Source organism: Rhodococcus sp. 14-2483-1-1, from assembly GCF_002259335.1.
GTDB lineage: Bacteria > Actinomycetota > Actinomycetes > Mycobacteriales > Mycobacteriaceae > Rhodococcoides.
In genome coordinates this window covers 460,073-474,004 of record NZ_NPFX01000014.1, presented here as the reverse complement: position 1 = coordinate 474,004, position 13,932 = coordinate 460,073, and the positions used below count along the sequence as shown (strand labels likewise).

The window sequence follows — 13,932 nt, the reverse complement described above, 5'->3', positions numbered from 1 at the left end:
GCCTCTCACAGCAGGGCCTGTGCCAGTAACAGATCGTGTGGTGTGGTGATCTTGAATGCGAGGGCGTCGCCGACGATGGTGTGCACCGTTTCGCCGATGCGCTCGACCAAACCCGCGTCGTCGGTGGAGACGTCGGTCGCCGCGTCGTACGCACGACGCAGGACGTCGGCGTCGAAGCCCTGTGGTGTCTGTACCGCTCGCAGACTCGCGCGATCGGGTGTGCCGACCACCGCGCCCATGAGATCGACCGACTTGATGGTGTCGACGACCGGAAGAACCGGAATCACGGCGGGGCGACCGGCGCGCACCTCGGCCACGACGCGGGCGATCAGCGTCGGTGGAGTGAGGGCACGCGCGGCGTCGTGGACCAACACGATGGACGCGTCACCGACGGCAGCGAGACCGGCTCGCACGGAATCGGTGCGCTCGACGCCACCCGCTACGACGAGGACATCGGCACCCACATGGCTGCGAGCCACGTCGAGAAGATCCGCGGGGACTACGACGACGATGCGATCGACGGCACCCGAGGCCCGAAGTCCGTCGACGGACCGCGCCAGAAGAGAGTCGGTACCCAGACAGACGAATGCCTTCGGCTCGTCGTGTCCGAGCCGAAGGCCTTTGCCTGCAGCGGGTACCAGCGCGACTACGTCGCCGGCAGCACCGTTCACTCTACGAAGCTGTTCACACTACGAAGCTGTGGCGAGAACTTCGTCGAGCATGGTGTCGGCCTTGGCCTGGTCGGTTCCTTCGGCCAGTGCCAACTCGCCGACCAGAATCTGACGCGCCTTGGCGAGCATGCGCTTCTCGCCTGCCGACAGTCCACGATCCTGTTCGCGTCGCCAGAGATCGCGGACGACCTCGGCTACCTTGTTCACGTCACCGGAGGCCAGCTTCTCCAGGTTCGCCTTGTAGCGGCGAGACCAGTTGGTGGGCTCTTCGGTGTGCGGTGCGCGCAGCACCTGGAAGACTTTGTCGAGACCTTCTTGCCCGACGACGTCGCGAACGCCTACGTACTCCGCATTGTCCGCGGGGACTCGAACGGTGAGGTCGCCTTGCGCGACCTTGAGAACCAGATACTCTCTCGGTTCACCCTTGATGGTGCGTGTCTCTATCGCTTCGATCAGCGCCGCTCCGTGATGGGGGTAAACGACGGTGTCTCCGACCTTGAAAATCATGTGACAAGTGCCCCTTTCGATTTACCCAGAATACCACGTCCGATATCAACGGTGCAGGTCAGGGGCATAGCGATGCCGAATCAGGGGTTGACACAGACGGATCGACGTGTATCCGGGGCCACATTTTCACGCGGGCCGTTCTGCATGTTCTTCTCCTGACAGGCACCCCCACCTGGCATCATCGGGCCGCTGGCAGACCCCACGAGCGGTCGGTGGACGAGAACTACTACTCTGCCTAGTGGACGAGATGGACCGAGCCGGCCCGGCACCACATGGAGGACGACCGAAGTGACTGCAATCGACGCTGCGACACCGCTTGGCCGCCATCGCAAAGTGGCCGCCACTCTCGCTCTTCTCGCCGGTGGCGCACTCGCCCTCACGGCGTGCGGCGCAGGCCAGATTTCCCAGACTGCCACCCAGGTCGCCGCTGTCAACGGCAACTCCGCCGACGTCGGGGCAATTCAGCTGCGCAACGTCCACGTGGTGTACCCCGATTCGCAGGAGTACAGCATCGAGCCCGGCGGCACCGTCGAGCTCGGCTTCACTGCCATCAACTCCAACCCCGCCGAGGCCGACGAACTGACCGGCATCTCGTCCCCCGAGGCGCAGATCACCATCGTCGACGAGGCGGAATCGGGAAGCAACGAGATCGCTCCACTCACCGCGCTCGGTGCAGGTTCGCCCGCCGACGTTCAGCTCGACGATCCCCTTCTGCCGATCCAGTTGATCAAGGTCGAGATGGCCGACATCAGCGAGAACGTACGTCCGGGCCTGACCCTTCCGGTCACGTTCGAGTTCGCGAACGCAGGCGAGGTCGTCGTCAACGTTCCGGTCGATGCAGGCCACGAGCTCGAGCGCTCCGAAGAGGCAGTGTCCGAGCACAGCGAAGGCGAGTAACCACCACCTCGACCCTGTCGGTGCCGATCGTTAGGCTCCGTGCGTGGTCAAACTGAAATCGAGTTACAGGTGCTCCGCATGCCATCACTCGGTCTCGAAATGGGTCGGGCGCTGTCCCGAATGCGGCAACTGGGGATCGATGGACGAGGTCCAGGCCACCGCCGCTCCCCTGACCTCCCGCGCAGGCGCATCGGCACTGCGTTCCGGCGGCGGGGCGATGATCCCGACCACGCCCGCAGCTGCTCTGACGACCATCAGCAGTGCCACGTCTCAGGCCAACACCACCGGGATCGACGAGTTCGACCGCGTACTGGGCGGCGGTTTGGTGCCCGGTTCGGTCGTTCTGCTCGCGGGTGAGCCCGGAGTCGGAAAATCGACCCTGCTGCTCGAGGTCGTGCATCGGTGGGCCCGCTCGGCACCGGATCGCCGCGCGCTGTACGTCACGGGCGAGGAATCAGCCGGCCAGGTTCGGTTGCGCGCGGACCGCACCGGCGCGGTACACGAGCGAGTCTTCCTCGCCGCGGAATCCGATCTGGCCACGGTGTTCGGCCATGTGGAACAGGTCAAGCCCAGCCTGTTGATCGTCGATTCGGTACAGACGATGCTCGCCGCCGACGTCGACGGCGTCATCGGCGGAGTCACGCAGGTTCGCGCCATCACCAGTGCCCTGACCACCCTGGCCAAGACCACCGGGGTGGCGGTGCTGCTCGTCGGACATGTCACCAAGGACGGCGCGGTGGCAGGTCCGCGGTCGCTGGAGCATCTGGTCGACGTGGTGCTCAACTTCGAGGGTGACAAGCACTCAACGCTGCGGATGATCCGGGGCGTCAAGAATCGGTTCGGGGCCTCCGACGAGGTGGGGTGCTTCGAGTTGCGAGAGACCGGCATCGTCGGCATCAGCGATCCGTCCGGGTTGTTTCTGCATCATCGAAGCGACGCCGTGCCCGGTACGGCCGTCACGGTCACCATGGACGGCAAGCGGCCGCTGCTGGCGGAGTTGCAGGCACTGATAGTCGACACCGCGATGCCGTCGCCCCGGCGTGCGGTCAGCGGACTCGATCATGCTCGAGTGGCGATGATCCTGGCCGTCCTCGAACGCCGGTGCGGGGTCAAGGTCTCCAAGGCCGAGGTCTACGCGGCCACCGTCGGCGGCATGCGCACCAGCGAACCGTCCGCTGACCTCGCTCTCGCGGCGGCCGTCGCCTCGGCCGTGCGCGATCAACCTCTCCCTGCGGGAATGGTGATTCTGGGCGAAGTGGGCCTGGCCGGCGAGGTGCGACGCGTGGCCGGGTTGGGCCGCCGACTCGCCGAAGCTGCACGACTGGGCTTCAATTACGCGATCGTCCCCGAGGACGCAGGCCCCATTCCCGACGGCATCAAGGTCAAGACGGTGACCAACGTCGGCGAGGCGTTGACCTATACGCGTATGCGCCCCGTATGACACCGGGCAGTATTCTTTGTCGGGCTGCCCGCACGTAGCAGCGCAGTACTCTGTGTTCGCACGAGTAGATCCGCAGCACGACGCCGATACGAACACGAGGGGGTTGGCCATGGAGGGCACCACGCCGTCCCCAGCGTTGCGCGAGACCATTGCTCGGCTCGCACCGGGGACCGCCCTGCGTGACGGCCTGGAGCGAATTCTGCGCGGCCGCACCGGCGGGTTGATCGTCCTCGGCTACGACGAAGAAGTCGAAGCGATCTGCGACGGAGGCTTCGAGCTCGATGTCGAGTTCGCACCGACCAGGCTTCGTGAGTTGTCGAAAATGGATGGCGCAGTGGTGCTTTCGACCGACGGCAAACGCATCGTTCGGTCCAATGTCCAGCTGGTACCCGACCACAAGATTCCCACGGTCGAATCCGGTACTCGACACCGTGCCGCCGAGCGCACCGCCATGCAGACCGGCTATCCCGTTGTCTCCGTGAGCCAGTCGATGAGCATCGTCAGCGTGTACATCGGCGGCATCAGACACGTCGTCGAGGGCTCGGCCACCATCCTCTCTCGCGCCAATCAGGCCGTCGCGACCCTCGAGCGATACAAGGCCCGGCTCGACGAGAACACTCGCCAGCTCTCGGTCGTCGAGATCGAGGACTTCGTGACTCTGCGCGACGCCCTGACCGTCGCGCAGCGGCTCGAGATGGTGCGGCGAGTGTCGGTGGAGATCGAACAGAACGTTCTCGAACTCGGCACCGACGGCCGCCAGCTCGCCCTGCAGCTCGAAGAGTTATTGGGCGACAACGACGTCGATCGTCAACTGGTGGTGCGCGACTACCTGGCCGGCAACGAGCCGTCGAGCACCACCGGGGTGGAGAAGGCACTCGCCGCCCTCGACAAGCTGACCGACGTCGATCTGCTGGATCTGACAACTCTTGCCCGCGCCTTCGGCTACCCCGCGACCATCGAAGCCCTCGACACCCCGATGAGTCCTCGCGGGTATCGGGTACTGACGCGCGTTCCGCGGTTGCAGTTCAGCCAGATTCATCGACTCGTCGGTGCCTTCGGCACGCTGCAGGGGCTGCTCGCCGCCACTGCTGCCGATCTGCAATCGGTCGACGGAATCGGTGGACTGTGGGCTCGACACATCAGGGAAGGCCTCTCCAGGCTGGCGGAGGCCTCGATCTCGGGTCCGTACGACTAGGACGCCTTCTTCTTCGTCCCCGGCAGGAAACCGGCGTCGATCACGGCCTTCACATACGGCCGTGCGCTCGTGATCAACTGCTCCGCGTCCGGGACGTTGTTCCACACCGCCGACGCCATCGCGTCGGTGCGGTCTTCGATGTGCTGATCGAGAGCGGTGCCGTTGTCGGTCAAAGTCTCGCCGTCGGCAGAGGTGGTGAGCAATCCGCGGGTGGCGAGTCGTTCTGCGGCCGAGTCCCATTCGCTTTCGGACCACTGCCTCGTCAGCTGCGTGATGCGCTTGCCGAGTGCTCGGCGGCCGGGCTGCGGGGTCGGGCGGACGGCCTCGTGGAACACGGCCGCTTCCGTCGGGTCGAGTTCTGCGTCGATCAAGGCGGCGAGGTGGCCGTCGCCTCGCCATTCACGCAGAACGGTGATCGAATGCCAGAGGGCAAGATGCGGCACGTCGGGTCGTTCGGTGGAATGCCACGCTGCCGAGAGCGGCCGACCGGCGAACGAGGCGGTGTCACCGATATCGCCCAGACGGCCCGCCAACGTGGCGAGCGCCGGGTCGTCGGCCAAGGAGCCGAGAGCGGTGCCGAGAACGGAATCGAGCAGTGCCCACCGACGGTCGGACACCGCATCCAGACCGACGGCCACAGCGGCAGGCCACGCGCGCTCGATCAGCACCGGGTTGAAGTTGTAGAACGCAGCCGCAACGACACTCGGCGCGCACGGACCCATCGGCGCGGCCCGTGCACCGACGTACCAGGCATGACCGTCGAGTCCGGTGTCCTCGTAGGCCGTCCCCAACTCGGGATTGAAGTAGGCGGTGACGTGAAAGGGTTCGAGAGTCTTGTAGGCGGCACGGGCGAGGGCTGTCGAAGTGGTCATGAGATTCGACCGTACTCAGCCGGTGATGTTGAACGGCTCCGGCACACTCTTGAGCTCGCCGAGCTGCGCGATCGCCTGGTATGCACCGACACCCACCGGGATGCGCTCTTCACCGCAACCGGGGACGGAGTTGGTACCCGACCACTTGACCGTGAATCCGGCTTGCTCGCCGGGCTTGAAGGTACGCAGATCGGACGCGGCGTTGGGGAAGCAGTCGACGTTGGACCAGATGCGCTGATTGTCGAGGGTGTAGACCAGCGCCTGCTGCAGACCGGCACCGACGTCACGCTGACATTCGGCGGAGCCGATGTTGGTGATGACCACGGTGAACACGGGCTCTTCACCCAGACGGTAGGTGGCCTTCTCCGGCGTCACCTTGATTGCGAGTGACTGGTCCGGGCACTGATTGGCGATCACCGGAGCCGGTGCACCGCTGGTTGTCACTGCTGCTCCACCACCGGCTGCAGAGTCGGTGCTTCCACCTGATCCGCCCGATCCACCGGAACCGCCGCCGGAGCCACCCGAGCCGCCGGAATCACCTTCGGTGGCGGACGAACTGGGTGATGGCAGAGCCGAGGTCGATGCCGGTGCCGACACGACACCGGCCGGTGCGGCCTCGGTGTCGTCGGAACCGCCGCTGAGCGAAGCGATGAACCACACGATCAATCCGAGGACGACAACGGCCGCACCGATGGCGAGCGCGCGGCGTCGCCAATAGATTTCGGGAGGCAAAGGCCCGCTCGGTTCCAACACGAATCAACCGTATGCGGCCGGAGGCAACCTTTCCCTGAGCCCACGCGGCGTGTCGCGCGAACGACTCGCTCCCACGTGCTCGGGCAGGAGTCAGGCTGGCTGTTCGCCGATCTCCCCGATGACCTCGCGGAGCTGCGCGTGTCCCTTCGACAGCTGGTAGGTGAGGCCGACGATCGCGAGTTCCCCGGCCTCTACCTTCTCGGCCACGATGCGCGAGCGCTGCATCAGCAGATTGCCGGTCTCCTGGACGTGTCGTGCCTCGAACTCGTCGACCGCCTCGTGACCGTCACGTCGCGCCGAGAGCACCGACGGGGTGACGCGTTCGACGACGTCGCGGATGTAGCCACCGGGGACGTCTCCGCTTTCGAGGGCATCGACGGTCGCCTGCACTGCACCGCAGTGGTCGTGACCGAGCACCACGATCAGCGGCGCGTTCAGCACCGCGACGCCGTACTCGATGGAACCGAGGACGGCGGAGTCGACCACGTGACCGGCGGTGCGAACGACGAACATGTCACCGAGGCCCTGATCGAAGATGATCTCGGCCGCAACGCGCGAGTCGGCGCAGCCGAACAGGATGGCACCGGGATGCTGAGCGCTCTCGAGACGAGCACGGTCCTCGATGCCCTGCGACGGGTGCAGGACCTCTCCGGAGACGAACCGTTGGTTGCCTTCCTTGAGTGACTTCCAGGCAGCGATCGGATTCGAAGCAGGCATGGGTTTCATTGTGCACGCGGAGCGGGCGCGGGGCGAGTCGGGTTCACTACTGTTGATCTCGATCACAGACACGAGAAGAAGGGCGCACAGTTGCCGATCGATGCCGAGGCTCTGCTCGGGTGGTTCGACACCGACGGACGCGACCTGCCGTGGCGTCGTCCGGGCGTCAGCGCCTGGCAGATCCTGATGAGCGAGATCATGCTGCAGCAGACTCCGGTGGTGCGGGTGGCACCCATCTGGGAGCAGTGGGTGCAGCGGTGGCCGGTGCCCTCGGCGATGGCCGCGTCCTCACAGGCCGAGGTACTGCGTGCGTGGGGCAAGTTGGGCTACCCGCGTCGAGCGCTGCGGTTGCACGAGTGCTCGCGAGTGCTCGCCGAGGAGTACGGCGACGAGGTGCCGAGCGACGTGGAGACACTGCTGAGCCTGCCGGGCATCGGTGCCTACACAGCAAGAGCGGTCGCGACTTTCGCTTACGGTCAGCGAGTTCCGGTGGTGGACACCAATGTTCGACGCGTTGTCGCACGTGCACAGCACGGCAACGCCGAGCCCGGAAATCCCTCCACATCGAGGGATCTGGCCGATGTGGAACAGCTGCTTCCGGTGAGCGTCCCACGGGCCGCCCGATACTCGGCGGCATTGATGGAGCTCGGCGCGTTGATCTGCACCGCCAAGAATCCGGCGTGCCTGCTGTGCCCGCTGCCGGAGTGCGCCTGGATCGAGGCGGGCAGACCGGCACACACCGGGCCCGCGAAGAAGGTCCAGAAGTTCGCGGGCACCGACCGACAGGTTCGCGGCAAACTCATGTCGGTGCTGCGCGAGAGCACCGGCCCCGTCGAGCGAGCTCAGCTCGACATCGTCTGGCCCACCGACCCGACCCAGCGCGACCGAGCTCTCGATTCGCTGCTGACCGACGGATTGATCGAACAAACCGAATCGGGATTGTTCGCCCTCGCGGGCGAGGGTTCGGACGGCTGAGAGCAGCTACCGAGCCGCTACCCAGATGCCGGACCGTCAGCGAAATCAGGCCACCGCATCGAAGACGGGTGGCAGGGAGGTGACTCCGTCGCCGGCGAGAAAGTGGCCCGCACCGGGGACGATCTGCACCGACGCGTCGAGCAGTCGAGCCAGCCGATCGGTGTGCGCAGGCGGAACGATCGGGTCGTCGTCCGATCGCAGGATCGAGATCGACTCGATGTGGTCCTGCATCGTCGACAGCATCACACCGCCGGCAACGAAGCCGTCGAGAACGGGTAGCGCAGGTAGCCTGTCGACGAACCCCGAGACCAAGACGAGCGTTCCCAACTGCCATGGCCCCGTGAGGGTGGCGAGGTGCCGCAGTACGGCGAGGCATCCAAGGCTGTGCGCCACCACGATCGTGTCGGGCCCCGGCGTCCCGAGCGTCGCTGCTATCTCTGCCTCCCAGCAATCCCGATTCGGCGACGCGGGATCCGGCAACGGAGGGATGTGCGCGGAGATTCCAACGCTGTCCAATTGCTCGGCGAGCCAACCGAACCAGTGATCGTCGGGCGTTGCCCGGTATCCGTGGAAGATCACCGCTCGTCTGCTGGTTGTGAATGCCATACTGCCGGACGATAAGGGTTGACACCGGCGAGAAGGTCAAGTGCGAGAGGGGCAGAGATGTTGATCAGCGAGCTCGCTGCACGAACCGGGGTGTCGGCGCGTGCCCTGCGCCACTACGAAAGTCGCGAGGTGCTCGTCCCCCACCGCGATGCCAACGGCTACCGCGTGTACGCCGAGTCCGACGTGCTGCGCGTGCTGCAGATCAAGTCGATGATCGCCGCGGGGCTCACGACGGCCACGATCGCTCGGTACCTCGAATGCGCACAAAACGGCGACCACGGCATCACCTTGGACATGTGTCCCCGACTTCGTGCGGAGGTGGACGCACTGTCGGACCGATTGGATCGACAACAAGCCGCCCTCGAGGAGACTCGCGAGCGCCTGGGCGCACTCACCTCGTAGACCGAGGTGTCCTCCGACGCAGGATAGTTCGCTACCGCGAGAGAAACTTCACGAGCGCGGCGTTGACCGCATCGGGGCGTTCGAGGTAGCCGAAGTGACCGGTGTCGGCGATTTCGACGTACTGCGCACCGGGTATCGCGGCGGCAACGTCGCGGCACTGCTGTACCGGAATCATGCGGTCATCAGCGAATCCGATCACCAGAGATTTCGCCCTGATTGCGCGGTACGCCGCCAATCGGTCTGTTCCGGAACGCATTTCAAGTCCGATCTGCGCCCGCATTCCCGCCGTCTTCCTGCCGCCCGAATATTCGAGAACTGCCAGCCAATCACCGATCGCACTGTCGTCGGCCAGTGTCTTCGGTGAAAAGTTCTGCATCGCAGTCATTGCCGCGCGGTACGACGCGGGAAGTTCGATTCCGGCGTCGTGGAGATCTTTCTCGCCCTTCGACATCTGCGCACGAAAGGTGGTGGTCCTGCCGAAGGTGGCCATCATCACTGCATGCGACACCAGATCCGGCCGGGCCAAAGCCAATTCCTGGGTGACGCGAGCCCCCATCGAGGTGCCCACGACGCGCGCGGGGCCACCACCGAGGTGCTCGACGAGGGCGGCGGTGTCGGCCACCAGGTCGTCGAGCGTCATCCCGCCCGCGCACTCGGAAGACGGTGCGATGCCGCGATTGTCGAATGTGACGACCCGGTATCCCTGCTTCACCAGGGTCGGAACCTGATGGGTTCGCCACACTCGTCCCGGACTACCGGTGCCCATCACCAACACCACCAGTGGGCCGTCGCCGGTCACGTCGTAGTTGAGGTCGATTCCGTTGAGCTTCGCGAGCGGCATCGGATCATCTTAGTGTGCGCAGGAACCCCTCGACGGCCGTGCGATATCGCTCGGGGCACTCGTCGTGAATCAGGTGCGCTGCGTTGTCGATCCGCACATACGTCGATTCGGCATTGCGTACGTGCATCTGTCTCATCTGCCCGGCCGGTGTGATGGTGTGTTCGCCCTCGATCAGCAACACCGGAGCATCGACGGCATCCCATTCGTCCCAGAAATGACGCGTACCCCATTCCTGCGAGATCGCCTCGAAAGTGTCGATGTCGCCGTGCAGTCGCCAGCCGTCGTCATCGCGCTCGAAGGAGTCCAGAAAGTATTGTCCTGCAACGTCTCCGAAAAACGCACGCACCGCATCCGCGTCGGGAAAGGGTTGCGGCCATGCCCTCATCATGGTGGCCCAATCGTCGGCGGTGCGGCCGCGGAAGTCCGGCGCGATGTCTTCGACGACGAGGGCGGTCACCAGGTCGGGTCGCCGCGCTGCCGCACACCATGCGTGCAGCGCCCCCATCGAATGGCCGATCAACACACTCGGGCCGAGCGACTCCAGATTCTGCAGAAGGTCCGCTACGAACGACTCGGTCGTGAGCTCGGCCGGTGGCGGCCGCCGGTGCCCGGGTGCGTCGTAGGTGTGCACGTGCCCGAATTCTCGAAGCCACGGAACCTGTCGACGCCAGGTGGCCGCACTGCCCATCAACCCGTGCAGCAGCAGTATCGAACGGCCGGATCCACCCTCGTCGTAGAGCATCACCGCCGAGCATAACGGCGGAGTAATCTCGCGAGCATGGCCATTGTGAAGATCAACGCGATCGACGTACCGGAGGGCGCAGGCCCCGAACTCGAGAAGCGCTTCGCCGCGCGTGCCGGAACCGTCGACGGCTCCCCCGGATTCCTCGGGTTCCAGTTGCTCCGGCCGGTCAAGGGTGAATCGCGCTACTTCGTCGTCACCCAATGGGAAGACGAGGAGTCGTTCCAGGCCTGGTCCGGTGGACCGTCTCGCCAGGCACACGCCGGTTCCGGTGAGGGCAAACCGGTGTCGTCGGGAGCGTCACTGCTCGAATTCGAGGTAGTGCTGGACGTGCCTGCCACATCGTGAGCAACGCCGCTCAGATGCGTTCGCGAGCGAGTTCCCACTCGAGTTTCGTCGGCGTCTCCGAATCAAGTTTCGTCACGGCGTCGGCCAGGAACTCTGCGGGCATCGGTCTACCCAGGAAGTAGCCCTGGGCACCGTCGCACCCGAGCAGTCGGAGCGCATCGAGCGTGCCCGCGTCCTCGACCCCCTCTGCCATCACTCGTACCCCGAGGCTTCGAGCCAGGTCGATGGTCGAGCGCACGATCGACGCATCGGTGTCGTCGGTGTTCATCTTCGACACGAACGAGCGGTCGATCTTGAGCGTCTGCACCGGCAGACTCTGCAGATACGCCAACGAGCTGTACCCGGTGCCGTAATCGTCGATAGCAATGGTCACCCCCAAACTGCGCAGTGACGCCAGCGCGTTCACCGAACGCACCGGGTCGGTCATCGCGGTTGTTTCGGTGACCTCGAATTCCAGGGTGTGCGCGGGCATCGCGTACTTGGCCAGCGCAGCCGACACCTGTTCGGTGAGTGTCTCGTCGAGCAAATTTCGGACCGAAAGATTAACCGAGACAGACAGATTGATGCCGCCTCGCCGTAGCGCGCTGCACTGCGCCAACGCCTCGTCGAGCACCAACGCGGTGATGGCGGGCAGCATGCCGGTGCGCTCGGCGTCGGGCAGAAAGATCGACGGCCCGATCAAGCCCTCACGTGGATGCTGCCACCGCAGCAGAGCTTCGACGCGATCGACGCTGCCCGATTCCAGATCCAGGCACGGCTGGAAGAACACCCGAAGCTGATGATCCCGAATCGCAGTGTCGAGCTCGCCCAGCAACCGCATCTGATCGTGGCGGTCACGATCCATGTCGGGTTCGTATCGACCGACTCGGGTCTGCCCTGCCTTGGCCGCGGTCAGCGCCACATGAGCCTGCTGCATCATCGCCTCACCGTCGATCGGCGTCGCCGACGCGCCCTCCGGCCGGTGTGCACGTGCCGCCGACTCTTCGATCGCCGCTATTCCGACCGTCGCGTCGAGGGCGACGTTGATGTCGTGGACGAACATCTTGCGACTGACGGCGAACTGCAGCTGTGCGGCGGTCTCGCACACATCGATCCGATCGGGACTTCTGCGCATCGCCACGACGAATTGATCACCACCGAGGCGTCCGACCAGATCGTCGGATCGAACCGATGCGACGAGTCGATGGCCGATCTCACGGAGCACGCTGTCGCCCACGCTGTAACCGAACGTCTCGTTGATCTGCGCGAAGCGGTCGATGTCGACCACCAGCGTGAAGACGTCCGAATCACCTCGAGTGGCGAGCATCGTGTCCAACCGCTCCCGCAGTAGACGCCGACTGGCGAGTCCGGTCACCGCGTCCGTACGTGCAACGTCCGCGAGGATGGCGGCCTGCAGTCGCAGAGTCCGCACGAAGCGCGCCATTCGGAATCCGACCAGCAGGATGACCAGCGCCGAGGATCCCACGATGACCCAACCCCATTGCTCGACGGGGACGCCGCGGACCAGCTGCACAGTCATCACCGTCGGTGTCACGGCGACCGCAACCGAGAGTCCGAAAAACCGTCCCCTACCGAATTTGAACGGACCGGGCCGGGCGGCCCGCCTGGCCGACTTCTGCACATCGTGCAGGGCGACCACTCCGAAGCAGACGTACGAGGCCAACCACAACACGTTCGGAATCGTCGATCGGTAGACCTCGGTATTGCTCGCGGCGGCGTAGGACGCGAAGTCGGCGGATACGAGCATCAGTACCCCTGCTGCCGCGGCCAGAAGGGGAACTGTGGCCGACCGGGTGACGAGGTACAAACTGCCGACGAGGGTCAGCAAGAACGCGTCGACGGTGAGGTATGCGGTTGCCGGCCACAGGGCCATGGCCTCCGAGAACGACCGGGTCGAGCCGTCGGAGATGACGAACACCCACGTGACGAGACCGAATCCGACGGCGACGATCAGGCACTCGTACAGTTCCTCCAGCCCGAACACCAGACCGTTCTCGTCGGCGGCCCGGGCGAACCCGATTGCGAGGATCGCGTAGCCCAGAAGGTAGGGCACGTCGGCGGCGGAGAACGTCGGCACCCGACCACCGTCGATCTTCATCACAGCTATCAGCGCGTCCCCGATGCCCCAGCTGCCGAAGCCGACGGCCATGTACTTCCACGTCCGCTTGTCCGGGCCGGGTTCACCCACGTAGCGATGCACGAAGGCGGCCACTGTGGCCGAGACCACGATTGCGTAGATCGCGTTCCGGGGTAATCCTTGCGGGGCAATTGCGTAGGCCACCACCGCAATCGCACCGAGGCCCAGGAAGCGCGTCCACAACATGGTGGGCCGATCCTTCCTAGGCCGCTCGGTGCGTACCCCGAACGTACGCAACAGCCGATCGAACCCGACGTTTGACCTCGATTCGTCACCGAATCATCCGTAGATGGGTCAATTAACGAACTATTTCAAACCTGACGATCGTTCGCCAGTCTCACATCGGGCCCCGCGTCTGTTCAGCCCTCCAAAGACGCATCCAAAGTGATGTCGACGCCGGTCAGCGCCTTGCTGACGGGACACGTTTCTTTTGCGGCCTGAGCAGCCTTCGCAAACCCGTCTGCGTCGAGACCGTCGACCTCGCCTCGAACGGTCAGCTTGATACCCGTCAACTTGAACCCGGGCTGGTCGGGACCGAGCGAGACGTCGGCGGTGACCTCGAGGCTCTGCGGGGTACCACCCGCCTCGGCGATCAGGGCCGACAGCTGCATCGCGTAGCAACTCGAGTGAGCAGCTGCGATCAGTTCCTCGGGGCTGGTGGTGCCGTCGGCATTCTCGGCGGCGCGCTTGGGAAACGACACATCGAAAGTCGCTGCGCCGGAACTGGACAGCTCGACCTGGCCGGAACCCTGCTCGAGAGTGCCGTTCCAAGCTGTGCGTGAGGTACGAGTTGGCATCGGACTTCAATCCTTTCGTTGTCGACCCTGT

Annotated in this window: 16 protein-coding genes; 6 read left to right on the top strand and 10 right to left on the bottom strand. The window is 65.0% G+C overall.

Annotated elements, in window-relative coordinates; genetic code table 11:
- Window positions 1–5 precede the first annotated feature (5 nt).
- Complete coding sequence (ispD, locus tag CH294_RS13515) at window positions 6–671, bottom strand: 2-C-methyl-D-erythritol 4-phosphate cytidylyltransferase (RefSeq protein ID WP_094738221.1); 666 nt, start codon at window positions 669–671, stop codon at window positions 6–8.
- Window positions 672–689: 18 nt separating this feature from the next.
- A complete protein-coding gene (locus tag CH294_RS13510) occupies window positions 690–1,178 on the bottom strand; it encodes a CarD family transcriptional regulator (protein WP_027494344.1) in 489 nt (162 codons plus the stop codon).
- Window positions 1,179–1,466: 288 nt separating this feature from the next.
- Between CH294_RS13510 and CH294_RS13505 the strand changes: the two genes are divergently transcribed.
- The 3 genes from CH294_RS13505 (at window position 1,467) to disA (ending at window position 4,711) form a co-directional block, all read left to right on the top strand.
- Window positions 1,467–2,075 carry a hypothetical protein gene (locus CH294_RS13505; RefSeq protein ID WP_032401499.1) on the top strand — a complete coding sequence of 203 codons (609 nt, stop codon included), beginning with the start codon at window positions 1,467–1,469 and terminating at the stop codon, window positions 2,073–2,075.
- Window positions 2,076–2,118: 43 nt separating this feature from the next.
- The gene (gene radA, locus CH294_RS13500) at window positions 2,119–3,516 is read left to right on the top strand and encodes a DNA repair protein RadA (RefSeq protein ID WP_032401498.1); all 1,398 of its coding nucleotides are present in this window, start codon (window positions 2,119–2,121) and stop codon (window positions 3,514–3,516) included.
- 109 nt (window positions 3,517–3,625) lie between these two features.
- Entirely contained in the window at window positions 3,626–4,711 is a 1,086-nt protein-coding gene (gene disA / locus CH294_RS13495; protein WP_032380142.1) for a DNA integrity scanning diadenylate cyclase DisA, read from the top strand.
- On the opposite strand, the gene CH294_RS13490 is transcribed toward disA, so the two are convergent.
- The 3 genes from CH294_RS13490 to CH294_RS13480 form a co-directional block, all read right to left on the bottom strand.
- On the bottom strand, window positions 4,708–5,583 hold the full coding sequence (locus CH294_RS13490; protein ID WP_032401497.1) for a hypothetical protein: 876 nt from the start codon (window positions 5,581–5,583) through the stop codon (window positions 4,708–4,710). The genes disA and CH294_RS13490 overlap by 4 nt on opposite strands.
- Window positions 5,584–5,598: 15 nt before the next feature.
- The gene (locus CH294_RS13485) at window positions 5,599–6,336 is read right to left on the bottom strand and encodes a hypothetical protein (protein WP_094738220.1); all 738 of its coding nucleotides are present in this window, start codon (window positions 6,334–6,336) and stop codon (window positions 5,599–5,601) included.
- A 90-nt stretch (window positions 6,337–6,426) separates the two neighbouring features.
- Window positions 6,427–7,053, bottom strand: a complete 627-nt coding sequence (locus CH294_RS13480) for a carbonic anhydrase (RefSeq protein WP_032401495.1) — start codon at window positions 7,051–7,053, stop codon at window positions 6,427–6,429.
- Between the two features lie 90 nt (window positions 7,054–7,143).
- Between CH294_RS13480 and CH294_RS13475 the strand changes: the two genes are divergently transcribed.
- Window positions 7,144–8,028 (top strand): A/G-specific adenine glycosylase, encoded by an 885-nt coding sequence (locus tag CH294_RS13475; RefSeq protein ID WP_032380139.1) that lies wholly within the window; start codon window positions 7,144–7,146, stop codon window positions 8,026–8,028.
- A gap of 45 nt (window positions 8,029–8,073) precedes the next feature.
- Here the strand turns inward: CH294_RS13475 and CH294_RS13470 are convergent, their stop codons facing one another.
- Window positions 8,074–8,634, bottom strand: a complete 561-nt coding sequence (locus CH294_RS13470; RefSeq protein WP_037148992.1) for an alpha/beta hydrolase — start codon at window positions 8,632–8,634, stop codon at window positions 8,074–8,076.
- Between the two features lie 57 nt (window positions 8,635–8,691).
- On the opposite strand from CH294_RS13470, the gene CH294_RS13465 reads away from it, so the two are divergent.
- Complete coding sequence (locus CH294_RS13465) at window positions 8,692–9,036, top strand: MerR family transcriptional regulator (RefSeq protein ID WP_037149002.1); 345 nt, start codon at window positions 8,692–8,694, stop codon at window positions 9,034–9,036.
- Window positions 9,037–9,067: 31 nt separating this feature from the next.
- Here CH294_RS13465 and CH294_RS13460 read toward each other — a convergent pair whose 3' ends face one another.
- Together CH294_RS13460 and CH294_RS13455 are read right to left on the bottom strand one after the other, a co-directional pair.
- Window positions 9,068–9,877, bottom strand: a complete 810-nt coding sequence (locus tag CH294_RS13460; protein ID WP_094738219.1) for an alpha/beta hydrolase — start codon at window positions 9,875–9,877, stop codon at window positions 9,068–9,070.
- Between the two features lie 4 nt (window positions 9,878–9,881).
- Window positions 9,882–10,619 (bottom strand): alpha/beta hydrolase, encoded by a 738-nt coding sequence (locus CH294_RS13455; RefSeq protein ID WP_094738218.1) that lies wholly within the window; start codon window positions 10,617–10,619, stop codon window positions 9,882–9,884.
- 36 nt (window positions 10,620–10,655) lie between these two features.
- Between CH294_RS13455 and CH294_RS13450 the strand changes: the two genes are divergently transcribed.
- Window positions 10,656–10,967, top strand: a complete 312-nt coding sequence (locus CH294_RS13450; RefSeq protein WP_032380136.1) for an antibiotic biosynthesis monooxygenase — start codon at window positions 10,656–10,658, stop codon at window positions 10,965–10,967.
- A gap of 10 nt (window positions 10,968–10,977) precedes the next feature.
- Here the strand turns inward: CH294_RS13450 and CH294_RS13445 are convergent, their stop codons facing one another.
- Entirely contained in the window at window positions 10,978–13,290 is a 2,313-nt protein-coding gene (locus CH294_RS13445) for a bifunctional diguanylate cyclase/phosphodiesterase (RefSeq protein WP_052058239.1), read from the bottom strand.
- Window positions 13,291–13,463: 173 nt separating this feature from the next.
- A complete protein-coding gene (locus CH294_RS13440; RefSeq protein ID WP_032401489.1) occupies window positions 13,464–13,901 on the bottom strand; it encodes an OsmC family protein in 438 nt (145 codons plus the stop codon).
- Window positions 13,902–13,932 lie beyond the last annotated feature (31 nt).